This is a genomic window from Sphingobium sp. GW821-FHT02B05 (assembly GCF_059421905.1).
Genome location: NZ_JBWKVW010000001.1, coordinates 14775 through 41312 on the forward strand (window position 1 = coordinate 14775; position 26538 = coordinate 41312).

Below are 26538 nucleotides of genomic sequence, written 5' to 3' on the forward strand. Positions count from 1 at the left end.
ATTCCAAAACGGAGGTTGCATTATTTCACGGCTTCCAGTCCAGAAACCGCGCAAGGAATGAAAGCCCGTAGCGCTGGCTCTTTTCCGGGTGAAACTGGCAGCCGATGATGGTGTCGCGCGCCACGGCGGCGACCAGCGGCCCCCCATGGTCGGTCACGGCGGCGACATGCGCGGGGTTCGCCGCTTCATAATGATAGCTGTGCAGGAAATAGGCCTCACCCGCTTCGATCAGCGGGGGATGGCCGTTCAGCACTACATCGTTCCAGCCCATATGCGGCACCTTGACGGTCGCGTCGGTCGGCTCGACCAGTCGCACCGTGCCGGGAATCCAGCCCAATCCTTCATGTCGGCCAAATTCTTCGCCCGCATCGGCCAGCAACTGCATGCCCACGCAAACGCCCAGAAACGGCTTGCCGCGCTCGTTCACGGCTTCGTTCATGGCATCGACCATGCCGGGGATCGCCACCAGCGCATCGCGACAGGCGCGAAAGGCGCCCACACCCGGCAACACGATCCGGTCGGCTTGTCGCACGACATCTGCATCGGCGGTGATGACGACATTCTCCGCGCCCGCCTTGCGCAGGGCATTATGTACCGAATGGAGATTGCCCGCGCCATAGTCGATCAGGGCGATGGTCATGCCAGCAGGCTCTCCAGGCTGACGCCACCGGCCGCGCGCACCGGATGGAATTCGATCACCTCGACCGTGGCCGCGCCATTCAGCACGAACGGATCGGTCGCGGCCAGCCGCTCGACCTCACTCCGCTCGCCCCGTGCCAGCAAGATGCCGCCGGTACGCGGTTCGCGCCGCCCTGCCAGCAACAGCCAGCCATCGGCAATCCCCTGGTCCAGCCACGCCCGATGATCCGCCAGATGCCCGTCCAGCACTTCGATCGAAGCGGTATAGGTGAGCGCGATGACGAACATGGAATGACCCTTCGGTAAGATTTACAGGATGCCCTTGGTCGACGGGATCGCGTCCGCCTTGCGCGGGTCGATCTCCACCGCCTGCCGCAGTGCGCGGGCTAGGCCCTTGAACGCGCTTTCGACGATATGATGGTTGTTGCTGCCATAGAGCAGTTCGATATGCAGCGTGATGCCGGCCGCCTGCGCGAAGCTGTGGAAGAAATGCTCCACCATCTCCGTGTCCCATTCGCCGATCTTGGTGACGGTGAAGGGCAGTTTGCACACCAGCCAGGGGCGGCCCGAAATATCGAGCGCCACGCGGCTCAGCGTCTCGTCCATCGGCGAATAGACGCTGCCATAGCGGCTGATGCCGCGCTTGTCGGCCAGCGCCTTGGCCACCGCTTCGCCGATGGCGATCGCGGTATCCTCGGTCGTGTGATGCTGGTCGACATGCAGGTCGCCGACCGTCTTGACGGTCATGTCGATCAGCGAATGGCGCGACAGCTGTTCGATCATATGATCGAAAAAGCCGATGCCGGTCGACACCGTATAGAGGCCAGTCCCGTCGAGGTTGACGGTGACGTCGATCTGGGTTTCCGCCGTGTTGCGGTGAATCTCGGCCGTGCGCATGGCCGCCCTATAGCGCCTGTCGCCATTCATGCAATCTGTCAGGACGGGGTTGACCGTCGGTTTCGTGCCGTTAGGACATTGGCGCATGAGTGAAGACCTGCCCGATAGCCTGATTCCCTATGACGAAATCGTGCAGGAGGCCCTGCGTGCAGTCGTCGGCCGCGTGCTGGGCGAAGTACAGCAGTCCGGCGGCTTGCCGGGCGCGCACCATTTCTACATCACGTTCAAGACGAGCGCGCCGGGCGTCGATATCCCCAAGCATCTGGTGGAACGCTTCCCGGACGAAATGACCATCGTCCTCCAGAATAAATATTGGGATTTGAAGGTACAGAGCGACCTGTTCCAGGTCAGCCTGACCTTCAACCAGGTCGCGGCGCAGCTGACCATTCCCTTCTCCGCTATCACCGCCTTCGTCGATCCGGCGGTCAATTTCGCCCTTCAATTCCAGGTCGCGGCGGACGAGTTGCCCGAACCGCATGAAGAGGCCGAAAATGACGGCCCGCAGGTGACGAGCGAAGACGGCTCCAATGTCGTCACCGTGGACTTCGGCAAGAAGAAATAAGAAAAAGCGCGCTCCCTTCGGACCGCGCTTTTCTTTTTTCCCTTACATTGTCGCCCTTACCAGAGCACCCCATCGACCGGTTGCAAGGGCGGCGGCGCCGGCAGGCCGATCGCCTGATTGAGGTCGCCCTCGATCGTGGTGGTGATGCTGGTCAGCGGCAGGTCGTGGACATCGTTGCCGAACGGATCGACCAGATCGTCGCCAATCTGCAAGACCGCCAGGAACATGAATCCCGCCACCGCCGACCCGACCGGCGTCGCCATGCCCAGCGTCTCGACCAGCCCCACCGGCAGCAATATGCAGAACAGCCGCGTGAAATATTTGGGGAAGGCGCGATATTGCGCGGGCAGCGGCGTGTTCTTGATCCGCTCCATGCCGCCTTGCGCGTTGGACATGTCGACCAGCATGCCTTCAATGCGCGTCTGCTGGATGGTGTCGATCCAGCCATGCCGCACCGCTTCCATCAACCGCCGGTCGGATCCGTCCAGCACGCCATTGGCGGGGTTGCGCCGCTCCAGTTCGGGCAATGCCCCGTCGTCACCCAATATGCGCTGCATGTCGGGTGCCGGGTCTTCCCGCCGCAACTGGCAACGCAGCGCATGGACATAGGCGATGTGGCGCTTCACCAGCGTCACGCCCATGGCGCGCGCATCGGGCGTATCGGGCAGGTAGGCGAGCACCGCGCGGGCGAAGCTGCGCGACACATTGACCATCGCACCCCATAATATGCGGCCTTCCCACCAGCGGGAATAAGCGCTGTTGACCCGGAAGCCCAGCACCAGCGCCAGCGCGGTGCCGAATATGGTCAGCGGCAATGCCGGCGCCGTGAAGGGCGAGATATAGTAGAAAATGGTGACGGCCAGATCCCAGAAGAACAGGGCGATCAATGCGCTCCATGCCTTCTGGAAGCTCTGGCGGATACGGGGGGACCGTCCGACGATCATAGGGATTATCTCTTAAAAGGCGTCGCCGCCCTCATCGTCCAGCTTCAACCAGGCATGGCGCAAGGCCAGCCCGCCGAAGATGCCCACGACCTTCAGCATGGTGGCATGCAGGCTGGGCGTCGAATCCATCAGCGCCAGGCCCAGGCAGATCAGGCACAGCAGCATCGCGGCATAGATGGGCAGGGCTTCGATATCGTTCCAGGCGATCGGCGGATCGACCTTGGCGCGACGGGCGCTCAGCATCGGCATGGGCAAAACTCCGTGGTGAAATTGGGGGCTTCCCCACGAAAATGATGCGGCGCAAAAGCCGCCGTCAACGCCATGCGCCACACGCAAGGCAAGATTGCGTTGCGTGAAATCCGGCAAGAAAAGCTTACAAAAACGTCGATCGGGAGAGACGCAGCAACAAAACCATACCGTATCGCAACGGCCGATCTATTGCGTTGCAGCATCGAGTGCCTAGCTTGGTCGAATGCCCGACCGCTTTGCCGAAATCGAATCTTTCGTGAAGATTGCCGAATCGGGCACTCTGTCCGAAGCGGCGCGTCGCCTCGGCCTGTCGCTGGCGGCGACCAGTCGCCGCCTGTCTCAGCTGGAGGCACGGCTGGGCGTCATGCTGATCCGTCGCAACAGCCGTCACCTGTCGCTGACGGAAGAAGGTTCGCTGCTTTATGACAAGGCGGGCCGGGCCTTGAGCGCCATCGACGACGTCGAAACCGACGTCATGCGCCGCGCGACCGAAGCGACCGGCCTGCTGCGGGTGGTGACGACCATCAACGCTGCGCGCATGCGTCTTGCGCCTTTATTCCGCGAATATGCGACGCTGCATCCCGATGTCGCCATCCATCTCGAAACCGCCGAACAGGCGACCAACATCGTCGAGACGGGGCACGACATTGCCATCTGCTTCGATCCGCCCCCCGACAGCATGCTGACGATGAAGCGGCTGACCGACAATCCACGCCTTCTTTGCGCTTCGCCGGACTATCTCGCCCGTCGCGGCCGGCCGAACAGCATCGCCGAGCTCGCGCTCCACGACAATATCGTCGTGGGCGAAGCGCAGCAGGACATCTGGCGCTCGGTCGTTGGCAGCGGCAACGGCCCGCGCGTGACGCTCAGCACCAATGATGGCGAAATGGCGCGCGCCTGGGCGCTGGACGGCGCCGGGATCGTCATCAAGTCGCTCTGGGAAGTGGCGGACGATCTGGACACGGGTCGGCTCCAGCAATTGCTGCCCGACCTCGCCCTGCCAGCCTCCTCCATCGTGGCGCTCTATGTGCCGGGACAGGGGGAAATGGCCAAGGTTCGCTCCTGCCTCGACTTCCTCGCCCGCCACCTCAAGCGCGATTGGGTGGCCAAGGCCGCCTGAACCGCGGGCCTCAACCCGGCGAACTTCCCGTCCGCCGTTCGCTTCGAGCGAAGTCGAGAAGCGCTTGAAGTCGCGCTCCTCCTAAACCCGCCGAAACGGGAAGGGTGCGATCGTGCGTTCATAGCTGTGCAGGTCCAATGCGCGCGTGACGGGCGGCAACGCCCGGTCGGGACAGTCGCGCCGCTCGCACAAATGGCAGGTCGGCCCGACTGCGGTGGCGTCGCCCTTGTCCAGCTCGATCCCGTCGGCATGGGCGATCCTCCCGCCATGCTTCGCCTCGCACCCCAGTGCGATCACGGCTTTCCCGCGCGCAGCACCCTGCGGCAAGCCGATCGCCAGCGTCAGGAACCGCTTCCCGTCCAGAGTCTCGATCAGCTGTGACGTCACCCGGTCGCTATCCTGCGCGCCATGCGCATCCCAGCGCGGGCAGGTGCCGCCGAAGCGCGCGAACGGCCAGGCCTCGCCATCGAAGCGCTTGGAGACGATCCCCGCCCGGTCGATCCGCGCCATGAAAAAGGGGATGCCGCGCGCACCGGTGCGGTTGAGGCTGGTCAGCCGATGCGCCAGTTGCTCGGCCGATACGCCGAACCGGTCGCGCAGCAGCGGCAGGTCGTGCCGGCTCTGCTCCGCCGCCTGCCGGAACCGGTCATAGGGCATGATGAGCGCCGCAGCGGCATAGTTGGTCAGCGCCATCACCGCGAGCCGGCGGCTGTCCTCGTCCGGCGGCGCGGCGCGGGCGATCTGCGCCGCGATCGCATCGGCCAGTTCCTGCGCGCATAGATGGTAGGCGATGGCGAACAGCCGCCCGGACGCGGGCAGTCGCTCGCTCAGCAGCAGCCGTCGCCGGTGCATGTCATAATGGCGTAGCGTCCCGGCCAGCACGTCGCCGCGTACCACCTGCACGCTCATGCCGTGCCGGTCCTTCAGCCGGGCACGCAACGCGGCTTGAAACAAGGCGGGATCGTCCGGCAGGTCGGCGGCGACCGCCTCCGCCCCGGCATCGATTTCCGCGAAATGATTGCCCGCCCGCGATATCGTCTCGCGCAGCCAATCGACCGGCGCGACCAACGGCGCGGGGCCGCTGCGGTCTACCGCCTCACCTGGCAACCGGCGCAAATCGCTCAGCGCGCGATAGAAACGGGCGATCGCCTCGCTGACGCCGGGATAATTTTCCGCCACCTCCAATATTTCGTCGCGCGCGATGCCGATGTCGCGGACCAGCGCATCGGACAGGATTTCGCTCAGTTCGCCGGGGCCGCCCTCCTGCGCCTGCGCGGTGAAATCGCGAATGTCGATGTCATAGGTATTGGCCAGCCGCAACAGCATCTGCGCCGTCAACGGCCGCTGGTTACGCTCCAGATGGTTGAGATAGCTGGGCGATACGCCCAGTTCCTCGGCCATCTGCGTCTGGTTCAGGCCCAGTTCGCGGCGCAACACGCGCAGCTTTGGCCCCAGATAGAGTTTGCGGTCGGTGAGTTCTGCCATAAAGTCATAATGTCATAGAACGACAAAATGACCAAGTTTGATTATGACTTGCGGCCACTCATCGGCCTTACCGCCTGCGCATGACCTGTCTATCTCGTTGTTCATCAGCCCGAACGGGCGCCAGCCGCGAAGGACAAAGATATGACCACCGACACGATCGACCGCACCCGCGAGCCGAGCCGTTCGCGCGCCGTTTTTTCCCAGCAGGATTTCGGCCTGATTCGCACCGCCATCGCGCATTATCTGACAGAAGTGCAGGACCAGCCGGAATCGATCAAATATGCAAATCTCTACCACCGCCTTGGCCGCGTGGCCTGAGAGGTCAGCGATAGCGTGACACAAAGGGCGCGGGATCATTCCCGCGCCCTTTGTGATATTCAGGACAAGCTAACTTCAGAACAGTCGCGTCAGCCCGTAGAAAAGCGCGCCGATCGCGGCCGAGGCGGGCAGGGTGACGACCCAGGCGACGATGATGCTCGACGCCACGTTCCATCGCACCGCCGACAGTCGCCGCGATGCGCCCACGCCGACGATCGCGCCGGTAATGGTATGGGTGGTCGATACCGGCACGCCGAGATGAGTCGCCATGAACAGAGTGATGGCGCCACCGGTTTCCGCGCAGAAACCCTGCGCCGGGGTCAGCCGGGTGATCTTCGACCCCATCGTGTGGACGATTTTCCAGCCACCCAGCAATGTGCCCAGACCCATCGCCGCCTGGCAGCTCAGCACCACCCACAGCGGGACATGGAAACCGCCGGTCAACATGCCTTGCGAATAGAGCAGCACGGCGATGATCCCCATCGTCTTCTGCGCGTCATTCCCGCCATGGCCGAGTGAATAGAGCGAGGCGGAAACGAGTTGCAGCTTGCGGAACACCCTGTCCGCGCCCTGCGGCGTGAACCGGCGGAAGATCCAGCTGATGATCAGCACCAGCATCAGCGCCAGAAACAGGCCGACGGCGGGCGAAATGACGATCGCCGCGCTGGTCTTGAACACGCCGCTCCACACGACGGCGCCCAGCCCCGCCTTGGCCGTGCCCGCGCCCAGCAATCCGCCGATCAGCGCATGGCTGGAGGAAGACGGAATCCCCAGCCCCCATGTGATGAGGTTCCAGGCAATCGCGCCCATCAGCGCGCCGAAGATCACCTGTGGGTCGATGATGCTGGCGTCGACAATGCCCTTGCCCACCGTTTCGGCCACATGCAGGCCGAAGAAGAGGAAGGCGATGAAGTTGAAGAAGGCGGCCCAGGCGACCGCATATTGCGGTTTCAGCACGCGGGTCGATACGATGGTCGCGATCGAATTAGCGGCATCGTGCAGGCCGTTCAGGAAATCGAACAGCAAGGCGACACCGATCAGCGCGATCAGCAGGGGTAGGGCGATGGGGTCCATGGCGAGTTAGACTCTGTCCTGCATGGCTCGAAACGAACGGGGCATGTGGGAAGGCGAAGCGTCAGGCGTGGTCGATGACCAGGCCGGAAATCTCGTTGGCGACATCCTCGAACCGGTCGGTGACCTTTTCCAGATGGCTGTAAATCTCGTTGCCGACGATGAAGTCCATCGGATTGCCGGCCCGCGCCTGCTCGTACAGGGCCTTCAGCCCGGCTTCGTGCAATATGTCCGCATGCCCCTCCAGCTTGACCAGCCGCTCGGTCAGGTCGTGCAGCCGGGTCGCGTTCGGGTTCAAGGACCGCAGCAGCGGCATCGCCTCGGCGGTGATGCGCGCACATTCCACGATCAGCGCGCTCATATCCTGCATCTGCGGCGCGAAATCCTTGACTTCGTACAGCGCGATTGCCTTGGCCGTCTGGTTCATCTGGTCGATCGCGTCGTCCATGACGCCGATCAGGCCGGTGATGGCGCTGCGGTCGAACGGGGTGACGAAGATACGGCGCACATCCTGCAACACGTCGCGGATGATGTCGTCCGCCTCATGCTCGCGGTCGGATATTTCCTTGATATGCTCGGCCATGTCCGGGCCGCCCTTGAGCAGCTTGGCCAGCGCATCGGCGCCGACGACCAAAGTGGCGGCGTGATCCTCGAACTGTTCGAAGAAGCGCCCCTGCTTGGGCATCAACGCATGAAACCAGCGCAGCATTCCAGTCCTTTCACTTTGCTTTTCGCGGATCGCCAGCAACAGCCTGAAGAACCAGCCGGGATTAGCGGGCGGCTCGCGGAAGGCCGCGATGATCGACTGCAAATCCGGTTCGTCCACCGCCCTTGCAGCGTCGGCTACCGGGAACCAGCGCAGCTCCCTTTGACCCTGTTCGGGCCATTGCGTCAGGTGGCCGGTGACCGCAAGCGGAAAAACCTCGACCGTCGCCTCACGGGAGTTGCCGTTGCGCTTGCGCTTGTCATAGCGGTAGCGGCCAAGCGGGGCGGGGCAGGCAATGCCATGGATGCCCGCTTCTTCATAGGCTTCCAGTTCGGCGGCGCGATGGCCGGCCATGCCCTTGATCCTGTTCCCCTTGGGAATCACCCATCGCCGCGTCTCGCGCGATGTGATCAGCAGGATCTGCATCGCGCCGTTCGCGTCGGTCGTATAGGGAAGGGCGGCGATCTGGCGCATGGACCGCTTGTAACGAAATTGTCACAAAGCGCAAGATTCCACTATGGGGACGGAACGGCGCCAGCACATGTGTTGGCCGCTGCGCGGCAGATTGCGGCACCAGCCCACGTCCCCACCCGGCCACCCATATGATACTGCCGTTGGGTGGCCGGGTGGGGGCGTGGGCTAGTGCCGTTCCGAAGCGCGCTCTTTCGCGCGTTTCGGAAAATTACAGCGAGAAGCGGGCCGTCACACGGATGTCGCGACCGGCGAGCGGGGCGAAATCCTTCAATACGCTGGCGTGGCGGCGGGCCTCCACGTCGAAGATATTGTTCGCCGACAGCATCAGCGTCGTGCGGTCATTGCCCTGGAACGGCTTGAAGGAAAGCGATGCGTTGACGAGCGTGAAGCCGTCGGTCGGCGTTTCCGTTTCGGCGATCCGGTTCTGCTCGAACACATGTTCCACTTCCGCCCGCGCGGTGATGCGATCGCCCTGCGCCTCGATCCCGCCCAGCAGACGCAGCGGGGGAATGCGCGGCGCCGGGCCGCTGCCCTTGATGGTCGCGCGAACATAGTCGGCCACGCCATCCAGATTGATCGCATAGCCGCCCAACTGCGCCAGCTTCACATTGCCCTCCGCCTCGAAGCCGTAATAGCGGGCATCGGCCTGATTATAGGCATAGCAGGGAAATTCCAGCTCGGCCCCGCCATTGGCCGCCTGGCACACACTGTCGTCCACGATCGAATCATAGATATAGCCGTCGAACCAGTTGTGATAGGCGGAGAAGGAGACGCTATAACCCTCGCCCTTGCCGCGCAGCGTGCCTTCGACGCCCCAGCTCTTTTCCTTGCTGAAATCGGCATTGCCCAGTTCGAACGCCTGCGTGCCGGCATGATTGCCACGGGCGAACAGCTCCTCGGCCGATGGTGCGCGTTCACTGCGCGACAGGTTCAATCCCACGCGCCAGCCGGGTATGATCGCCTGGCTGATGCCCAGCGACCCGGACAGGGCGTTGAAATTGCGCCGTCCGCCTGCGGTGAACAGGTCTGCGTCCGCCACCGCTGCCAGTTCGCTATGCTCGAACCGGCCGCCAGCCTCGATCCGCGTATCCCCCAGATCCAGCGATTGCAGCGTAAACAGGCCCAACTGGTTCGTTTCGTTGCGCGGCAGGAATTTCTCCTCGCCGATCGCCTCGAACCGCCGGGTGAAGAATTGCGCGCCGAACGCGCCGTCCCAGCCGCCATGCCTTGCCTGGACGAATTCCAGCCGGCTTTCCATCGACTGGTTCTTGAAGGTCGTGCCGACTTCGCCGGTCGGCTCGATCTCCTCATGCTGATATTGCGCCCAGCCTGCGCGCAGGCGGATGGAATCGAGGAAGCCGCCGCCGGTCGACACTTCGCCGCGCAGGTCGGCGCGGGTCTGCTTCATCGACAGCGTCACATCCTCATGCGTATGGCCCGGCTCGTCATGGTCGTGATCCTCGCCTTCATGGTCGTGATCCTCCGTCACGTCGATCCGCGACGGCACGCCGTAGCGATTTTCGCTGTGCGACACCGACACGCCCAGATTGCCACCGGTGCCGACATAGGCAAAGCCGCCGGCCACTTCCCATGTTTCGGCGGCGGTGTTGGGCAGCTTGCCCTTCCACTGGCCGTCCTCGCGAATTTCAGCATCGTCCGACTGGGCGGCCAACGCCCGCATCGGCTTGGACAATATATAGCCGCCCGTGCGCAGATCGTCGGTCTTGGTCCAGCTGCCATCGACATGGACGACGAAATTCTGTGCGATCGGGGCTTCGACCTCGCCGCTCAGCGTGCGCTCGTTGGCGGCGCTGCCATAAGTGGCGATGCCATCGACATGGATCGGCTCGTCCGGCACGCGGCGCGGAATGCGGCTGTCGATCACATTGACCACGCCGCCGATCGCCGACGATCCGTAGAGCAGGGCCGCCGGGCCGCGCAGCACTTCGATCCGGTCGGCGGTCAGCGGGTTGATCGCGACTGCATGGTCGACCGATGTGTTGGATACGTCGAAGCTGCCGATGCCGTCGGTCAGGATGCGCACGCGCTCACCCTGGAAGCCGCGCAGGATCGGGCGCGAAGCGTTGGGGCCAAAGCTGGTGGACGATACGCCGGGCTGGCGCGCCAGCGTCTCGCCGATGCTGGGGCGCAGGTCGCGGGTCAGCTTGTCGCCGGTCAGGACCGATGTGCCCGAAAGAATGTCGCCCTGCCGCCGCGGGATCAGGGCGGTGACGACGATGTCGGCCTTCTGCTGGTCATGATAGGCGCCATTGGCAGACGCATCGGCGGCGTCGGGCGTGGCATCGTCGGCCAGGGCGGGAACGGCAAGGCACAGCGCGGACAGGGCGCAGCCAGCGCGCAGCAACGGAAAGCGGGACATGAATCTCAACCCTTTTGATTTTTAGTCTGATGTGATCCTGTATCTAGGATGATACATCATATCAAGGTCGGTTCGCCGCATTTCGTTGCGACGCGGCATTAAATCTTCGTCATGTTTCAGAGGAATAGAAATTCCGCCAGCGCTTCGACCGCCGGCTTGTCGGTCGATCGCGGCGCGATGGCCTGGCGAATCTCGATCGAGGGCAGGGGCATGTCGAGCGCCAGTCGCTGCACGCCGTTCATCCGCCCGATGTCGCGCGCCAGCGGACCGAACGCCGCGAAGCAGCCGGCGCCTTCCCGCAATGCGGCGATGATCTCGAACATATTGTCGCTTTCCAGCAGCGGCATCATGTTGTGGAACCGCCCCTTGGCCAGCGCTGCCTCGATGACGTCGCGCATGCCGCTGCGCGTCTCCAGTGCCAGCATCGGCGTTAGCGCCAGATCGTCGCGGCTGACGCTCTCCGACCGCGCCAGCGCATGATGGCTGCCGGCATAGAGGTTCAGCTGTTCAGACCAGCCATAACGCGAACCGAAGCCGGCCGGCTCCTCCAGCGCGTAGAAATACGCGATGTCCGCCCGCCCGTTGGCCAGTATGCTCGCCGCATCCTCTGCCGTGTGGACATGCAGGTCCAGCGTGATCGCGATATCCTCATTCGCTGCCTCGAACGCGGTCAGGCCGTCCTGTAGCTGGCCGAACACCGGTGCCGGCGCGGCCAGCGTAATGACCTGTCGCGGCGGCCCGGCGACAATGGCCGGCGCTGGAGAGACGAGCGGGACGAAAACCGGCGCGCTGGGTTGGGCGGCCGCAGCCTTGGGCGCGGGTTCAGGCGCAAGCGGTACTTCGTCCACCGGCGCGGGCGCATCCTGCGTCAGCAGCGTCATAGCCTGCGCGGTCTTGCGCCCTGCCGGCGTCAGCCGCGCCATGCCATCCAGATTGTCGAACAAGCGATAGCCCAGTCGCATCTCCAGTGATGCCAGATCCTGCAATATCTGCTCGACACTCACATCCAGATCGGCGGCGCAACGCATCACGCTCCCCACCGCCACCATCTGCGCGAATATATCCAGCTGGCGCAGGGAAGGACTGTTCATGCCCGGGATGTAGAACAAATGATGTAGGGGGTTAAGGGGCGATCTTCGCTTTATGGCGCAATCATGGTTGACGAGCGCTATCCGATAATGGCAGGGCGCTCTCCTGCCGGGCGGGTATAGCTCAATGGTAGAGCACTAGCCTTCCAAGCTTGTGATGCGGGTTCGATCCCCGCTACCCGCTCCAGCCTTACCCTACATCCCCCGCCGGCGGTCCCGAACTGCCCCGCTCGACCAGCGTGAACAGAAATTCCGGTGCGTCGGTCGGTCCCTTGGCCAGCGCGTCGACGACGGATCGGCCCATATCCTCCAGCGGCTGGCGTACGGTAGTCAGGGGTGGCCAGGATGTCAGGCTGGCCGTCGTGTCGTCGAAACCGGTCACTGACAAATCCTCCGGAACGCGCAGCCCGATGCGATGGGCCAGTGTCAGCACGCCCAGCGCCATTTCGTCGTTGGTGGCAAAGACCGCGCTGGGCGGCCGGGGCAGGGCCAGCAACGCCTCGCCCGCCTCGATGCCCGACGCGAAATCGAACCGCCCCTCGACGAACAGATTTTCGTCCACGGCGATGCCCGCCGCCGCCAGCCCGTCGCGAAACCCTTCGACCCGGCGTAGTGCCGCGCGGTGGGTTGGGGGCGGAGTGATGATGCCGATGCGCCGATGGCCGAGCGCAATCAGATGGTCGGCGACCATGCGCCCGGCCGCACGCTCGGGCGTGTGAATGGTAAAGCTCGCCGCCGTCACCGACCCCGCGATCCGGGCGCAGGGCAACTTCATCTCCGCCAGTCGCGCCAGCAGCCCCTCATCGTCCGACAGGGGCGGCACCAGCAGCACGCCGTCCGGCCGCAGCGCCCCGACCAGCCGTTCCAACACCTCATACCGTTCCTCGCCACCGATCGAGATCGGCTCCACCACCAGATGATAGCCCAGTTCCCGGCAGCGCCAGGCCGCGCCGATCTGGATACGGCTGACATAGCCAGGGGCGGGGTTGTTGTAGAGGAAGGCGATCATGAACGACTTGCCGCCGGCCAGACGCCGCGCCGACTGGTTGGGGCGATAGCCCAGCTGTGCGATGGCGGCGTCCACCCGCGCCTGGAGTTCCGGGCTGACATTGGGCGCCTTGTTGACGACGCGCGATACCGTCTTGATCGATACTTTGGCGAGGGCTGCGACGTCGTGGATGCTGGTCATGGGGCCTTGGCCAAAGGATGGAACGGGGAAAACCGACCATGGCGACAGCCGATGGCGGTTGGCAAGAGGCAGGGCCGAAGTTTATGCTTGGGTTGCGGCGGCCAGGGGGCGGCCAAGCGCGGTACGCGACGAAGGACCAGTCATGACCAACATCGTCAACCTCCGCCAGGCGCGCAAGGCCAAGGCGCGCGTGGACAAGGCGAAGACCGCAGAGGAAAACCGCGCACGCTTCGGCCGGACCAAGGCCCAGCGGCAGGCGGACAGCGCGGAAGCACAGCGGCGCGCCAATGTACTGGATGGTGCCAGGCTCGATAGAGATGAGGGTAAATAAATACAACGCTATATTGAACGCGCATAAAGTCATTAAGTGCGTTGTTCTGTAAATATTCCGTTCATACTAAAATGAACATTTGTTCATATCGCTCATTCCGACGCTTAACCGTAACAATTCGTCGCGATTACGACGGGGGTGTTGTGTTGAATCTCGTGGTCGGTCGTTGATCTTCTGCTATGACTGGAAATATTCGCACCATCCGCCCCGCCAGGGCCGCGATTGCCGCTGTTCTGGCTTTGACTGCCACCCCGTTGCTGGCCCAGACCGTCGACGTGCCCGCCGCCTCGCCGGCCGCGCCACTCATGGTGCCGGACGCTGCGCCTGCCGCGGCGCCGGCCATGACTGCGCCCGCTGCGCCGACCACGCCTGCTGCGGAACCGGAATTCACGCCTGGCCAGCCGGTGGTTCAGGCTACCCCGCCGATCGATGAACGCATCGCCGCCGCGACCGCCGCTGTGGAGGCAGAAAAGGCTGCGGCCCCCGCCACAGCGCCCCGCACCGCGCAATCTGCTGCGCCGGCCCGTGCCCCGGTACGCGCCGTCGAACGTCAGACGGCAGCCGCACCGGCAGCGCCCGCCTCGGTCACGCCCGCCACTACATCTGAGCCAATTCCGGCGGCGACGCCAGTAACGCCTATGGCGCAGGAAGAGGCAACACAAGCCAATCCGACCCCGGCCGTTGCGCCGGCTGGACCGGCCACCGCGCGCACCGATCAGGCGCTGCTGTGGGCGCTGGGTGGCGGCGCGCTGCTCGTTCTGGGTCTGGGCGGTGCGGCGCTGGTCCGCCGTCGTCGCCCGGATGAGGAAGACGCGATTGCGCCGACCTATGAACCCACGCGGGAGCCCGCGATGACCCCCATGGCCCCGATGCCAGCCATGGCAACGCCGGTCGCGCCGCGCCCCGCCATGGCGAGCCCGCGCCTTGCCGAAGATGCCACGCTGGAAGCGATGGTCGCGCAAGCCCCCAGTGCGGAAAACCCCTTCCGCACCCGCGCCAAGCGTCTGCGTCGCGCCCAATATCTGATTGCCCAGCGTGAAGCCGCTTCGGTCACCGCGCCTGCGCCGCAAACGATCCACGCGGAACCTACGCCGGTTACGGCCGCTGATCGCAGCCAGACCGTCTATCGCTTCGGCAGCCAGCAGGCGTCGTCGGGCTTCCTGCGTCCGCGTCCCGCCAAGTAAGGCATGACCCAGCTGAAAAGGGACGGACGACCCATCGGTTGTCCGTCCCTTTTCCTATGCGGCCCATGTTGCGCTTTTGGCGAGCGGCTGTTACCGGCGCGCCGGTCATTATCGCGCCTTTTTAACGGAAGAATCGCCAGCCCATGTCCGACAAGATCAACCGCATCGTCCTTGCCTTTTCCGGTGGTCTCGACACCAGCGTGATCCTGAAATGGCTGCAACAGACTTATCAATGCGAAGTCGTCACCTTCACCGCCGATCTCGGCCAGGGCGAAGAGCTGGAGCCGGCCCGCGCCAAGGCCCGCCTGATGGGCGTCAAGGAAGAGCATATTTTCATCGACGACCTGCGCGAAGAATTCGTGAAGGATTATGTCTTCCCGATGATGCGCTCGAACGCGCTCTATGAAGGTCTCTACCTGCTTGGCACCTCGATCGCCCGGCCGCTGATCGCCAAGCGCCAGATCGAAATCGCCAAGCAGCTGGGCGCCGACGCCGTGTCGCATGGCGCGACCGGCAAGGGCAACGATCAGGTCCGCTTCGAACTGGGCTATTATGGCCTCGCCCCCGACATCAAGGTGATCGCCCCCTGGCGCGAATGGGATCTGACCAGCCGCACCAAGCTGATCGAATTCGCCGAAAAGCACCAGATTCCGATCCCGCGCGACAAGCGTGGCGAAAGCCCCTTCTCGACCGACGCGAACATGCTGCATACGTCTTCGGAAGGTAAGGTTCTGGAAGACCCGTGGGAAGAAACCCCGGACTATGTCTATTCGCGCACGGTCAATCCGGAGGATGCGCCCGACGCGCCCGAATATATCACCATCGATTTCGAGCGTGGCGATGGCGTCGCGATCAACGGCGTCGGCATGTCGCCTGCGACCCTGCTCGAAACGCTCAACGACTATGGCCGCAAGCATGGCATCGGTCGCCTCGATCTGGTCGAGAACCGCTTCGTGGGCATGAAGTCGCGCGGCATGTATGAAACGCCGGGCGGCACCATCTATCACCTCGCCCATCGCGGTATCGAGCAACTGACGCTCGACCGTGGCGCCGCGCATCTGAAGGACGAACTCGCCCCCAAATATGCCGAGCTCATCTATAACGGCTTCTGGTTCTCGCCGGAGCGCGAAATGCTTCAGGCGGCGATCGACTACAGCCAGGAGAAGGTGACGGGCACCGTTCGCCTGAAGCTCTACAAGGGCGGCGTCTATGTCGTGGGCCGCAAGTCGCCTTATTCGCTCTACAGCGAAAAGGTCGTGACGTTCGAGGATGATGCGGGCGCCTACGACCAGCGCGACGCTGCGGGCTTCATCAAACTGAACGCGCTGCGCCTGCGATTGCTGGGCCGCCGCGACCGCTGATCCCGGCGCGATTTCCCTTTCGGGTTATCGACAGATTAACCTTTGCACAGCATAGGCTCCATCATGGAGTTATGCTGTGCACGGGCTTGAACTGGAAGCTGCCACGATCTTTCGCGCGATGGATCGCTCGACGGCGATCATCACCTTCGATCGCGATTGCCGGGTCACGGGTGCCAACGATAATTTTCTCGCGCTGTTCGGCTACCGCTTCGATCAGGTAGAGGGGCGGCATCACAGCATCTTCTGCGACCCCGACTTTGCCCGGTCGCGCGACTATGCGCTTTTCTGGCAGCATCTTCTGTCCGGTCATTTCGACACGGGGGCCTATTGCCGACTGGACGCGCGCGGCCAGAAAGTCTGGATCCGTGGCAGCTACAATCCCATTATCGGCCCGGATGGCGTCCAGACCGGCGTCATCAAATTCGCCAACGATATCAGCGCCGAACACCGCGCCATCGCCGCGCGCGAAGAGGCGGAACAGCGGATGCGCCAACAGGAAAGCGACCGCCGCACCGTCGTCGAACATGTGCTGGGAGAGGTGAGCGGCATCGTCGATGCGATTGACGGCATCGCGCGCCAGACCAATCTGCTCGCCCTCAACGCCTCGATCGAAGCCGCCCGAGCGGGCGATGCCGGGCGGGGCTTCTCCGTCGTTGCTTCGGAAGTGAAGAAACTCGCGGTCGATACCCAGGCCGCGACCGGCCGTGCCCGCGCCATCATCGCTGGCTAGAGCGTTTTCCAAGCAGGTGGAATCACCTGCTGACGCGGAAAACGCGGCAAATTAAAGACTTAGAGCAGCCGGGCCGATGCAATCGGATCGGAAACTGCTCTAGGTCGAAAATCCTGACGCAGGATACAAATTGCGACATTTTGTCCGCTGACCTGACATATCTTCGGGACAACTGCCCCTCATAAACGGTTTCAAGGACGGCGAACCGCCGTTCATCAAGACCCTTTAAGAAGGAAGACGCAGATGCTTCGCACATTCTTCACCACGGTCGCGGTTGGATCGCTGTTCGTCGGCGGCCTTGCGGCGACCCATGTGGTTTACGCCCAACCTGGTGCCGATGGTGGTCCCGGCCCGCGCGGTGGCCTGATGGCCATGGCCGACAGCAACAAGGACGGCAAGATCAGCAAGGCGGAACTGACCGCCGCGCTCGAAGCCCGTTTCGCGAAAATGGACGTCGATCGCGACGGCCAGCTGACGCAGAAGGACCGCGACATGCGCCGCCAGCAGCGTACCGACGAACGCTTCGCCGCGCTCGACACCGACAAAAATGGCCAGATCAGCAAGGCCGAATTTACCGCCGGTCATCAGGCGCGCGCCGACAAGCGGGAGGACCGCCGTGAGCAAGCCGGCAAGCCCGGTGAGCGCGACGGGCGCAGCTGGGGCAAGCGCGGCCATCGCGGCCACGGTCGTGGCGGCATGATGATGCACGGTGGTCCGGGCGGCCCCGGCTTCGGCGACGCGAACAAGGACGGCACCGTCACCAAGGCGGAATTCATGGCCGGCCCGCTTGCCATGTTCGACAAGGCGGACGCGAACAAGGACGGCTTCGTCACCGCCGAGGAACTGAAGGCAGCCCGCCCGCAGATGCGCGGTCCCATGGGGCACCGTGGTCCAGGTCAACCGGGGCCGGGCCATGACGCCCCGCCGCCCCCGCCGGCCGACTGACGCAGCGCTATCCGGCACGGCGTTCCTCCCCTGGCGCCGTGCCGACACCTGGGAAGGGCGAAGGCTTTTCCGCTGCCTTCGCCCTTCCAACCTTTCTCCAGCCATGACAGACAGGCCAGATGAGCGAACGACCCCATCTCCTGCTCGTCGATGACGAGCGCTCGATCCGCGAACCGCTGGCGCAATATCTGTCGCGCAACGGTTTTCGCGTCACCGCCGTGGAAAGCGCGTCCGAAGCGCGTGTGCGGCTCAACGCCAACGCCATCGACCTGGTCATCCTCGACATCATGATGCCGGGGGAGGACGGCCTGTCGCTGTGCCGCCATATCCGTGAGACGAGCGAGATCCCCGTGATCCTGCTGACTGCCCGCACCGAAGAGACGGACCGCATCGTCGGCCTGGAAATGGGCGCCGACGATTATGTGCTCAAGCCCTTCTCGCCGCGCGAACTGGTCGCCCGGATCAAGGTGATCTTTCGCCGCGTCGCCACCGGTGGTCAGCGCGTCACCGCGCCTGATGGCGCCAATTACAGTTTTGCCGGCTGGCTGCTCAAGACGCAGGAACGCACGCTGGTGGACAGCGAGGGCGTGTCGCTTCCGCTCTCTACCGCCGAATATAATCTGATGCTGGCCTTCGCCACGCGCCCCAATAGTGTGCTGAGCCGCGACCAGTTGCTCGACATCACCCAGGGCCGGGAGGCCAATGCCTTCGACCGGGCGATCGACAACCAGATCAGCCGCCTGCGCAAGAAGATCGAACCCGACCCCAAAAATCCGACCCTCATCAAGACCGTATGGGGCGGGGGCTACACCCTCTCGGCGGAGGTCCGCAAACTGTGAAGCGGCTTCGTCTGTGGCCGCAAAGCCTGGTCGGCCAGATCATCATTCTGGTCGCTATCGCGCTGTTCGTGGCGCAGGCGATCAATTTCGGCCTGCTGCTGCGCGAACGCAACCGTGTCGACCTCACCAGCCAGACAGCACCGGTCGTCTATCGCGTGATCAACGCGCTGGATACGCGGCCGGATCGGCGCCCGGCCCACCCGCCTCACCCGGACCGGCGCGATGAGGATCGCGACCGCCCCGACCGGCGCAATGTCGAATTTTCCACGACCCGCCCCGTGCTGGAGGGCAAGGCCCGGCCGGACGTTCAGGCGCGCGCGGAGGCGATGTTCGACGATATCGGCCTGACCGTCCAGTCCGTGGCCGCGGCCGAGGACAGTCGTGTCATGCCCATGCGCCGCTGGGAACAGATACGCAGCCGCGCCACCGGAGAAGCCATGCGCGACCGTCGCGTCGGCCGCCTTAGCCTCGCGGTCGAATATGAACCGGGCAAATGGGTGACGACCGAAGCACGCATCGGCAATCGCCCGGCCCGCTTTGGCGGCTGGCTGATCGGCCAGACGCTGATCCTCTACGTCATCGTTCTGCTGCCGTTGCTTTGGATTGGCAGCCGTCTCGCCCGCCCGCTCAAGCAACTCACCGGTTCTGCCCAGCAATTCGCGCGCACCGGCCTTGCCGATGCAGTGGACGAGCGTGGCCCCGGCGACGTGCGCGACCTGACCATGGCCTTCAACGCCATGCGGTCGCGGATCATCGCCATGCTGGACGAAAAGGACCGGATGCTCGGCGCGATCGGCCATGATCTGCGCACGCCACTGGCATCGTTACGGGTCCGAACCGAATCCGTGGAGGATGAGGGCGAGCGCGCCCGCATGTCCGAAACGATCGACGAGATGAACCGCATGCTGGAGGATATTCTCTCCCTCGCGCGCGCGGGCCGCAGTACGGAGGCCGCGCAGAAGGTCGATCTGGCCGCGCTGGCCGACGCGGTGGTGGAGGATTTCATCGAATTGGGATCGCCCGTGGAGATGGCCGACAGCGACCGGGCGGTCGCCTTCGTCCGCCCGCAGCAGATCCGCCGCGCGGTGCGCAACCTCATCGAAAATGCCATCGTCTATGGCGACCGAGCCCATGTGAAGGTGCTGCATGAGGCTGGCACTATCCGCATCGCCGTCGCTGACGAGGGGCCTGGCATCGCCCAGGACCGCATGGCCGAAATGCTGGAACCCTTCACCCGGCTGGAAGGATCGCGCAACCGCGCAACCGGCGGCGCGGGACTGGGATTGGCCCTCGTCCGCGCGATCATGGCCGAACATCAGGGCGAACTGCGTCTGGAAAATCGTCCCGAAGGCGGTCTGGAAGCAAGTCTGGTGCTGCCGGCCTGAGGCCCCGCTAAGGATTGATCATCATCGTCAGTCGCCCTGGCGAAGGCTGAGGTGCGGGACGTGAAGCGCAAGGCGGGCCGAGATCCCGGCCTGCGCTGCGACGACGACAGGGAAAGCGGACCTCATGCCTTCCTCCAATCCTGTCCTACTCGCCCACCGCAAGCTATGCTGGACCAGATCGCTCGCAAGATAGTTTCCGTCTTAAGATCGGAAATTGCGCATTCGGCGGGAAAAGTGCGAAGTTAAGGCGGCGATGTCGCCATCGCCGCCTCGTAAGATCAATGCTTGCCCGGTTTGCTCGACGTCCCCGGCGCGGTGGGATTGATCAGGGCCGCGCCGCTGGGCAGTCCGGTGCCGCCCATGTCCAGCTTTTGTGCCTCTTCCCTGGCCACGCGCATCGGATTGTCGCGTTCCTTGATCGCCGCCTGGGTCTCAGGGTCCGGCGTGTCGGGATCGTCGCCGCTGCCGCCGCGGGTCCAGGCAAGGATGATCGACATGCGCCGGTTGCGCGGATCATAGGCGTCATTCTTGATGAACGGCTCGCGGTCGGCCACGCCCTCGATCCGGGCAAAACGGTCGTTGCCGATGCCCGACTGGTTCAGCACCTGCCGCGTCGATTCGGCCCGGCTGGATGACAACATCCAATTGTTCATGGTCCGGCCCGACGCATAGGGTAGGCCATCGGTATGGCCGCGCACGATCACGGGGTTGGGCATGGACTGCAATACGGTCGCCACTTCGCCCACCAGCTTGCGGGCCTGCGGCACCAGCCGGTCGGTCCCCATGGCGAACATCGCGAAATCGGCTTCATCGATCAGGTCGATGCGCAATCCCTCGCGCGTTTCGGTAAAGCGCACATTCTTGCGCAGCTTGCCCAGGCCGTTGCGCATCATGCGTTCTTCCAGGCTTTTCTTGATCCCTTCGAACTTCTGCCGGTCCTGCGCGCGCGTCGCCTTTCCGCCTTGATCCTTGGTGCCGCTGGCATCGCGCGGGATGGTGATGGCCAGATTGCCCTGACCACCGGTGGTCGGGTAATTTTCCTTGGCCATCATGCTGTCGCCGCCGAACAGGCCATTCGATCCGGCCGAATTTTCCTTCATCTGCACCAAAGTCGGCGTAAAATAGTCGGCCAGTCCCTTGCGCTGCTTTTCGGTGGTCGCGCCCAGCAGCCACATCAGCAGGAAAAAGGCCATCATCGCCGTCACGAAGTCGGCATAGGCCACTTTCCAGGCGCCACCATGATGGCCGCCATGTCCTTCGACGATGATCTTCTTGACGATGATCGGCCGGGGTTCCGGCTCGTTCGCGCCGCGCTTCTTCTCCGCCATGGCTTATTTGCCCCGCATGCCGTCGAACACTTCGGCAAAGCCGGGCTGGTTGGCGTGGGTCAGGCCGGACCGGGCGGCTTCGATCACCAGCGGCTGCGGATGGCCGTGGAGCGAGGCGATGATGATCTGCTTGACGACATGGTAAATGGCGCCGTCTGCCTCGATCACCGCGCGACAGCGGTTGGCGAACGGATTGACCATGCCATAGGCGAGCAGAATGCCCAGGAACGTACCGACCAGCGCAGAACCGATCATCGCGCCCAGGATGGCGGGCGGCTGGTCGATCGACCCCATGGTCTTCACCACGCCCAGAACCGCCGCGACGATACCCAGCGCAGGTAGCGCGTCGGCCAGCCCTTGCAGATTGTCGGCGGGCTTGATCGCCTCGTGGTGATGGGTCTTCAACGCATTGTCCATCACATCCTCGACCGCATGCGGGTCGAGCGTGCCGGACGAAATCACGACCAGGCGCAGCGTGTCGCTGATCAGGTGGACCAGCGCCTTGTCCTTCATCAACTTGGGATATTCGGTGAAGATGGTGGAGCTGGACGGATCTTCGATATGCGGTTCCAGCGCGACCGGCCCTTCGACCCGCAGCGTCTTCATCAGCTTGCTCACCAGAAAGATGCAGTCCAGAAAATCCTGCTTCTTATATTTGGCGCCCTTGAACACCTTGCCCAGGCCGCCGCCCAGCGCCTTCAAGTCCGCGCCGCTATTGCCGATGACGAGCGCGCCGACGGCAGCGCCGCCGATGATCAGCATTTCATGGGGCAGGGCATGGAGCACCGGGCCAAGGTCGCCACCGGTGAAGGCAAAGCCGCCGAACACCATGACGAGCAGAATGACGAGGCCGATGGCTGCGAACATGATTATCCCCGATTGAAACGCCCCGCAGGCGAAAGTCCGATGGCGTCCTTGGTGGTGACGCCGCTCTTAAGGTTAATACGGACTGGTTAGCGTCTGGTTTAGGACCGGGCCGCCTTTTTGCCGCAGGTCACTTGATCAGGTCGAACAGCGTCTGCTGGTTGATCCGCGCGAAGGTCGTCTGCGCCGCGTCGAGTTGCAGCAGGCCTGCCTTCACCTTGGCGATGACCTCTTCCAGCTTGGTCGATTCCAGGTTCGATCGCTTCTCGGTCAGGTTCAGGTCGACGTCGGTCAGGCGCGTGCCGATCACTTCCAGCCGGTCGCTGCGCACGCCCTGCTTGGCCTGTTCGACAGTGATATGCCCCTGCGCGGTCTGCACGGACGTGACCGCCGTTGCCATGGCACTGTCATCGCCACTTTGGACGGCAGCGATGCCCTGGGCCAATATATCGTCGATCGACATGGATGTCCCGTTGACATCCACAGTCGATACCTCCTGTTTCGTCCCCACCACAGCCAGATTGAGGCCACGGCTCACCGGCACCAATATGCTTTGTTCGTCGTCGAAAACAGAGACGCCCTGATAATCCTTCTGATTCAGCAATTCGCTGATCGTGGTGCGGATAGTCGACATTTCCTCGACGATCGCGGACCGGTTGGTTCCGTTGAGCGATCCGTTGCGCGCGGACGTCACCAATTCCTGCGCCCGAGTCAGCAGATTGTCGATTTCCGACAGATTGGCTTCCGCATTGCCGGACCGCGCGGTGCCATAGCTGACATTGGTCTGCCATGCTGCCTGCTGCGCCTGCGCGCGACCGACATCGGACACCTGCACCCAGGCAAGCGCATCGTCGGATGGCTTGTTGAGCGTCACGCCGGTCGAGATCGCGGTTTGCCCAGCGACCAGTTCCTGCGACAATTTCTGTTGCCGACGGATTTCCGCGAGCATGATCTTGTTGGTGATGCCTACCATGACTCAGTTCTCCGTCACATGATGTTCATGATGGAATCGAGCGTTTCCTTGGCCACCTGAAGGATCTTGGCAGACGCCGAATAGGCCTGCTGCAATCGCAGCAGGTCGGCCGCTTCCAGATCCAGGTCGACGCCGCTCACCGCTTCGCGCGCGGCGACCGATTGTTCGTTGCGGCTGGTCGCCGTGTCGGCTTCGGCCTTGGTGGACGACAGTAATGTCGCCTGTTGTGCGATGATTGACGTCCAGTTCTGCTCCACACTGCCATTGCCGCGCAGGACGGAACTGACCGTCAGCAGATTGCCATTCTGCGTGCCGTCGGAAGATTTGAGTGCCAGCTGCGTCGGATCGGTCACCAGGGCGGATAGGCTGGCCGCCGTAGTGCCCGACAACAGGGCCGCACCGGCCGTGCCACCATCGGTTACCCCCTGGGCATGCCAGGTGTTGACGTCGGTGGTGAATTGCGCGGCCAGTGTGTCCAGGCTGGCGCGCCGTTGCGTCACCGTGTTCGCGGCGGAGAAGAGGCCGCCCAGCGTGCCGCTGGCCGGCGCATTCAGCGCCGTGCCGTCTGCCAGGCCCAGTGACAATGTCCCATCGCTGTTGGCGGTCATCGCGATATTGGTTGCGGCGTTGCCGCTGACCAGCGTCTGGTCGCCGAAGCTGACGATGGCGCTATCTTTGGCGCCAAAGCTGATGGTGACGTTCATATTCTCCGACAGCGTCTGGAGCGCGGAATCGCGGCTGTCGAGCAATTGGGCATAAGCGGAGGTGCCCGGCTGCGCGCGCAGCAGGCTGTTGTTGATATCGGCCAGTGCGTCGAGCGACTGGTTGATGGTGGCGACGGAGGCCTGGCCTTCGGTCGCGATGCCATCGGATACGGTCTTGAGATCGGCAGCGGTCTGATTAAACGCCTGTGCGACCCGGCTGATGCTGTCCAGCGTGGTGACGCGCAGCGACGTGTCGGTGGGGCTGGCGGCCAGCTTTTCCATATTCTGGAACATGCTGGTCATCAGCTGGCCGACGCCGGTGCTGGTGTCGTTCATGGCGTTTTCGGCATCGCTCAGCCAGCGCAGCCGCGCGTTCGCGCTGCCCAATGCCATGCCGGTGCTACGGACCGAAGCGTCCAGATAGGGGTCGGACGCGCGATTGACGCCGGCGACCTGCGTACCGCCGAAATTGGCGCGCGAAATATAGAGCGACATGGTCGCGGTCGATGCGCCGGATTCGACCGTCGTCACTGACCGGCGGGCATAGCCTTCGGTACTGGCGTTGGAGATATTTTCCGCGATCGCGGCCATCGCCGACCGATAGGCTCTGGTGCCCGACGCGCCGATGACGAACAGGTCGCTCATGCGCCTGCGGCCTTCGTCGCGTCAGGTGCATCAGCCGCGGCAGGCGTGTCGCTTACCCTGTTGCCAAATTGCTGCATCAACAGTTCGGCGATGCCCATCGCGCCCTTGCCCGCCATCGCGTCGGCGGTGCGGGCGTCGGCCATGTCCTGAAATTGCTGGGTCGCGCTCGAATCGCTGATGCCCTCGGCCAAGCTGGCCGATCGCATCGCGCCGATCATCTGGCGCAGGAAAACGGCCTCGAACTGCTGGGCGGCTTTTTGCAGCTGCGCTTTTTGCGAGGGGGAGGCCCCGGTCGCGGCGGCACTGTTCGTCGTCGTTACCTGCATCACAGCACCACCAATTCCGCTTTCATCGCGCCCGCCTGCTTCAAGGCTTCGAGGATCGCGACCATATCCGCCGGGGAAGCCCCGATCGCATTGACCGCCTTCACTATATCGGCCAGCGACGCTCCACCTTTAAAATTAATCATCGGTTTCTTTTGCTCGTCGATGCTGATGCTGCTGGATTGCTCGACCGCGGTCTGGCCCTGGCTGAAGGGGGCAGGCTGTGAAATGCGTGGGCTTTCATTGACGCTGACGGTCAGTTTGCCGTGCGCCACGGCGGCCGGATGTATCTTCACCGCCCCGTTGATGACCACCGTGCCGGTGCGGGCGTTGACGATCACCTTGGCGGGGGCGTCGGCGGGCGCAATCTCGATATTCTCGATCATGCCCATCATCAGGATGCGGTCTTCGGCGCCCGGCGTGGCGTCGATCGCGACCGATACGGCGTCGGTCGCGCGGGCGCGGCGATCGCCGAACATCTTGTTGATGCCATCTGCGACGCGCAGCGCCGTGGTCAGGTCGGCCTCGGCCAGGTTGAAGGTCAGGGACGGGGCCGTGTCGAACCCGGTCGCAACCGCCCGTTCCACCGTCGCACCGCCCGGAATACGGCCGGCCGACGGTACGTTGACCGACACCTGGCTGCCATCCGCGCCGGTCACGCCCAGGCCACCGACGGCCAGGTTGCCCTGTGCCATGCCGTATATCTCGTTATCCGCACCGCGCAGGGGCGTCATGATCAGCGTGCCGCCGCGCAGCGACTTGGCCTTGCCCAGCGCGGACACGGTGACGTCGAGGCGCTGGCCGGGCTTTGCGAAGGCAGGCAGATCGGCCGTGACCAGCACGGCTGCCGCGTTTTTCAGCGCCGGATTGACGCCCTGCGGCAGCGTCAGGCCAAAGCGCGAGACGACGCCCTTCATGCCCTCGGTCGCATATTGGATGCTGTCGTCGCCGGTGCCGGCCAGACCCACCACGATGCCATATCCGGTCAGCTGGTTGGGACGGACGCCCTGGAACGTGCCCAGATCCTTGATCCGTTCGGCATGGGCCGGCACGGCAAGGAGCGCGAAGATCGGCAGGATCAGGCGAAGCAGGCGGATCATGGCGGTTGCGGTTTCCATCAGAAGGGGCTGATCGCGGAGAAGAAGCGCTGGAACCAGCCCTGGCGGCTGGCATTGGCGATCTCGCCCTTGCCCTTGTAGATAATCTTGGCGTCGGCCACGCGGGTCGATGCGATGCGGTTGTCCGGCGCGATGTCGGCTTGGCGGACAATGCCGCTGATCTGGATGAACTCGTCGCCGCGATTGAGCGTCAGCGCCTTCTCGCCCTTCACCAGCATCGTCCCGTTGGGATAGACCGCCGCGATCGTCACGGTGATCTCACCGGTCAGCGCGTTCGACTGGCTGGCATTGCCCTTGCCGGTGAACGTATTCTGGCCGCTGGCGCCGATGTCGGTGGGCGAAATCAGCTTCGACAGGATGCCGGTGGTAGGCGGCGTCAGCCCGACGGAGCCGTTGCGGGCGGTGTCCGCGCTGGTCGTCTTGCTCGCCTGCGTCCGTTCGACCAGCACGATGGTGATGATATCGCCCACCGTGGTGGCACGCGCGCCGCTGGTCAGCGGCGTATAGCCCACAGACGCCTGGAAGATGGAGCCGTTCGCCGCCGGGGCGACCGGCTGGGCGATCGTGGGCATATAATAATCGCGCTCGACCTCGCGCTTCTTCTTGGCGGCTTCCAGCGGGGAAGCGGCCAGTGCGATCAGCGAGACGGCGGCGATGGCGGCGTGGGACAGGCGCATCATTCAGCC

General features: G+C 63.9%; 28 protein-coding genes and 1 tRNA gene. 11 read left to right on the forward strand and 18 right to left on the reverse strand.

All coding sequences use genetic code 11. The features are described 5' to 3' along the window. Positions 1–25 precede the first annotated feature (25 nt). Genes hisH through hisB form a run of 3 tightly spaced genes read right to left on the reverse strand, consistent with a single transcriptional unit; the run spans position 26 to position 1536 of the window. The gene (gene hisH, locus AC07UX_RS00110) at positions 26–640 is read right to left on the reverse strand and encodes an imidazole glycerol phosphate synthase subunit HisH (RefSeq protein ID WP_495190021.1); all 615 of its coding nucleotides are present in this window, start codon (positions 638–640) and stop codon (positions 26–28) included. Further along, the gene (locus AC07UX_RS00115) at positions 637–927 is read right to left on the reverse strand and encodes a YciI family protein (protein WP_495190022.1); all 291 of its coding nucleotides are present in this window, start codon (positions 925–927) and stop codon (positions 637–639) included. The genes hisH and AC07UX_RS00115 overlap by 4 nt, the downstream gene beginning before the upstream one ends. Positions 928–948: 21 nt before the next feature. After that, a complete protein-coding gene (hisB, locus tag AC07UX_RS00120; RefSeq protein ID WP_311269202.1) occupies positions 949–1536 on the reverse strand; it encodes an imidazoleglycerol-phosphate dehydratase HisB in 588 nt (195 codons plus the stop codon). Positions 1537–1621: 85 nt separating this feature from the next. Here hisB and AC07UX_RS00125 point away from each other — a divergent pair, with 85 nt between their 5' ends. Further along, on the forward strand, positions 1622–2098 hold the full coding sequence (locus AC07UX_RS00125) for an SspB family protein (protein ID WP_495190023.1): 477 nt from the start codon (positions 1622–1624) through the stop codon (positions 2096–2098). A gap of 56 nt (positions 2099–2154) precedes the next feature. Here the strand turns inward: AC07UX_RS00125 and AC07UX_RS00130 are convergent, their stop codons facing one another. Together AC07UX_RS00130 and AC07UX_RS00135 are read right to left on the reverse strand one after the other, a co-directional pair. Next, positions 2155–3042, reverse strand: a complete 888-nt coding sequence (locus AC07UX_RS00130) for a bestrophin family protein (RefSeq protein WP_495190024.1) — start codon at positions 3040–3042, stop codon at positions 2155–2157. 12 nt (positions 3043–3054) lie between these two features. Continuing rightward, positions 3055–3291: a hypothetical protein gene (locus AC07UX_RS00135; RefSeq protein WP_495190025.1), complete on the reverse strand. Its 237-nt coding sequence runs from the start codon at positions 3289–3291 to the stop codon at positions 3055–3057. A gap of 223 nt (positions 3292–3514) precedes the next feature. Between AC07UX_RS00135 and AC07UX_RS00140 the strand changes: the two genes are divergently transcribed. Further along, positions 3515–4411: a LysR family transcriptional regulator gene (locus tag AC07UX_RS00140; protein ID WP_495190026.1), complete on the forward strand. Its 897-nt coding sequence runs from the start codon at positions 3515–3517 to the stop codon at positions 4409–4411. A gap of 81 nt (positions 4412–4492) precedes the next feature. Here the strand turns inward: AC07UX_RS00140 and AC07UX_RS00145 are convergent, their stop codons facing one another. Continuing rightward, positions 4493–5896 (reverse strand): helix-turn-helix domain-containing protein, encoded by a 1404-nt coding sequence (locus tag AC07UX_RS00145; protein ID WP_495190027.1) that lies wholly within the window; start codon positions 5894–5896, stop codon positions 4493–4495. A 141-nt stretch (positions 5897–6037) separates the two neighbouring features. On the opposite strand from AC07UX_RS00145, the gene AC07UX_RS00150 reads away from it, so the two are divergent. Continuing rightward, positions 6038–6214 carry a hypothetical protein gene (locus AC07UX_RS00150; protein WP_495190028.1) on the forward strand — a complete coding sequence of 59 codons (177 nt, stop codon included), beginning with the start codon at positions 6038–6040 and terminating at the stop codon, positions 6212–6214. 75 nt (positions 6215–6289) lie between these two features. Here AC07UX_RS00150 and AC07UX_RS00155 read toward each other — a convergent pair whose 3' ends face one another. The 4 genes from AC07UX_RS00155 to AC07UX_RS00170 all read right to left on the reverse strand — a co-directional run bounded on the left by AC07UX_RS00155 (position 6290) and on the right by AC07UX_RS00170 (position 11936). Further along, the gene (locus AC07UX_RS00155) at positions 6290–7288 is read right to left on the reverse strand and encodes an inorganic phosphate transporter (protein WP_495190029.1); all 999 of its coding nucleotides are present in this window, start codon (positions 7286–7288) and stop codon (positions 6290–6292) included. A gap of 61 nt (positions 7289–7349) precedes the next feature. Beyond that, positions 7350–8465: a DUF47 family protein gene (locus tag AC07UX_RS00160; RefSeq protein ID WP_495190030.1), complete on the reverse strand. Its 1116-nt coding sequence runs from the start codon at positions 8463–8465 to the stop codon at positions 7350–7352. Positions 8466–8673: 208 nt separating this feature from the next. Further along, the gene (locus tag AC07UX_RS00165; protein WP_495190031.1) at positions 8674–10845 is read right to left on the reverse strand and encodes a TonB-dependent receptor domain-containing protein; all 2172 of its coding nucleotides are present in this window, start codon (positions 10843–10845) and stop codon (positions 8674–8676) included. A 116-nt stretch (positions 10846–10961) separates the two neighbouring features. Beyond that, a complete protein-coding gene (locus AC07UX_RS00170; protein WP_495190032.1) occupies positions 10962–11936 on the reverse strand; it encodes a LysR substrate-binding domain-containing protein in 975 nt (324 codons plus the stop codon). Between the two features lie 110 nt (positions 11937–12046). Here AC07UX_RS00170 and AC07UX_RS00175 point away from each other — a divergent pair. After that, positions 12047–12120, forward strand: a tRNA-Gly gene (locus AC07UX_RS00175). A gap of 3 nt (positions 12121–12123) precedes the next feature. On the opposite strand, the gene AC07UX_RS00180 is transcribed toward AC07UX_RS00175, so the two are convergent. Next, positions 12124–13122, reverse strand: a complete 999-nt coding sequence (locus AC07UX_RS00180) for a LacI family DNA-binding transcriptional regulator (protein WP_495190033.1) — start codon at positions 13120–13122, stop codon at positions 12124–12126. Between the two features lie 142 nt (positions 13123–13264). On the opposite strand from AC07UX_RS00180, the gene AC07UX_RS00185 reads away from it, so the two are divergent. The 7 genes from AC07UX_RS00185 to AC07UX_RS00215 all read left to right on the forward strand — a co-directional run bounded on the left by AC07UX_RS00185 (position 13265) and on the right by AC07UX_RS00215 (position 19897). Beyond that, a complete protein-coding gene (locus tag AC07UX_RS00185) occupies positions 13265–13453 on the forward strand; it encodes a DUF4169 family protein (RefSeq protein WP_495190034.1) in 189 nt (62 codons plus the stop codon). A gap of 179 nt (positions 13454–13632) precedes the next feature. Further along, entirely contained in the window at positions 13633–14637 is a 1005-nt protein-coding gene (locus tag AC07UX_RS00190) for a hypothetical protein (protein ID WP_495190035.1), read from the forward strand. A 143-nt stretch (positions 14638–14780) separates the two neighbouring features. Continuing rightward, the gene (locus AC07UX_RS00195; RefSeq protein WP_261936230.1) at positions 14781–15998 is read left to right on the forward strand and encodes an argininosuccinate synthase; all 1218 of its coding nucleotides are present in this window, start codon (positions 14781–14783) and stop codon (positions 15996–15998) included. Between the two features lie 76 nt (positions 15999–16074). Continuing rightward, positions 16075–16728, forward strand: coding sequence for a methyl-accepting chemotaxis protein (locus tag AC07UX_RS00200; protein WP_495190036.1), 654 nt, complete (start codon positions 16075–16077; stop codon positions 16726–16728). Between the two features lie 243 nt (positions 16729–16971). Continuing rightward, positions 16972–17673, forward strand: coding sequence for an EF-hand domain-containing protein (locus AC07UX_RS00205; RefSeq protein ID WP_495190037.1), 702 nt, complete (start codon positions 16972–16974; stop codon positions 17671–17673). Positions 17674–17792: 119 nt separating this feature from the next. Beyond that, positions 17793–18512 (forward strand): response regulator, encoded by a 720-nt coding sequence (locus tag AC07UX_RS00210; protein ID WP_120251830.1) that lies wholly within the window; start codon positions 17793–17795, stop codon positions 18510–18512. After that, entirely contained in the window at positions 18509–19897 is a 1389-nt protein-coding gene (locus AC07UX_RS00215) for a sensor histidine kinase (RefSeq protein ID WP_495190038.1), read from the forward strand. Before AC07UX_RS00210 ends, AC07UX_RS00215 begins: the two co-directional genes overlap by 4 nt. A gap of 278 nt (positions 19898–20175) precedes the next feature. On the opposite strand, the gene AC07UX_RS00220 is transcribed toward AC07UX_RS00215, so the two are convergent. The 7 genes from AC07UX_RS00220 to AC07UX_RS00250 all read right to left on the reverse strand — a co-directional run bounded on the left by AC07UX_RS00220 (position 20176) and on the right by AC07UX_RS00250 (position 26529). Continuing rightward, on the reverse strand, positions 20176–21225 hold the full coding sequence (locus AC07UX_RS00220; protein WP_495190039.1) for a flagellar motor protein MotB: 1050 nt from the start codon (positions 21223–21225) through the stop codon (positions 20176–20178). 3 nt (positions 21226–21228) lie between these two features. Beyond that, positions 21229–22092, reverse strand: coding sequence for a flagellar motor stator protein MotA (gene motA, locus AC07UX_RS00225; RefSeq protein WP_184267251.1), 864 nt, complete (start codon positions 22090–22092; stop codon positions 21229–21231). Between the two features lie 127 nt (positions 22093–22219). Then, positions 22220–23062: a flagellin gene (locus AC07UX_RS00230; protein WP_495190040.1), complete on the reverse strand. Its 843-nt coding sequence runs from the start codon at positions 23060–23062 to the stop codon at positions 22220–22222. Positions 23063–23076: 14 nt separating this feature from the next. Continuing rightward, on the reverse strand, positions 23077–24411 hold the full coding sequence (gene flgK / locus AC07UX_RS00235) for a flagellar hook-associated protein FlgK (protein ID WP_495190041.1): 1335 nt from the start codon (positions 24409–24411) through the stop codon (positions 23077–23079). After that, positions 24408–24737, reverse strand: a complete 330-nt coding sequence (locus AC07UX_RS00240) for a rod-binding protein (RefSeq protein ID WP_495190042.1) — start codon at positions 24735–24737, stop codon at positions 24408–24410. The genes flgK and AC07UX_RS00240 overlap by 4 nt, the downstream gene beginning before the upstream one ends. Continuing rightward, positions 24737–25852, reverse strand: a complete 1116-nt coding sequence (locus tag AC07UX_RS00245) for a flagellar basal body P-ring protein FlgI (RefSeq protein ID WP_495190043.1) — start codon at positions 25850–25852, stop codon at positions 24737–24739. The genes AC07UX_RS00240 and AC07UX_RS00245 overlap by 1 nt, the downstream gene beginning before the upstream one ends. Continuing rightward, positions 25852–26529 (reverse strand): flagellar basal body L-ring protein FlgH, encoded by a 678-nt coding sequence (locus AC07UX_RS00250; protein WP_495191735.1) that lies wholly within the window; start codon positions 26527–26529, stop codon positions 25852–25854. Before AC07UX_RS00250 ends, AC07UX_RS00245 begins: the two co-directional genes overlap by 1 nt. Positions 26530–26538: the final 9 nt, after the last annotated feature.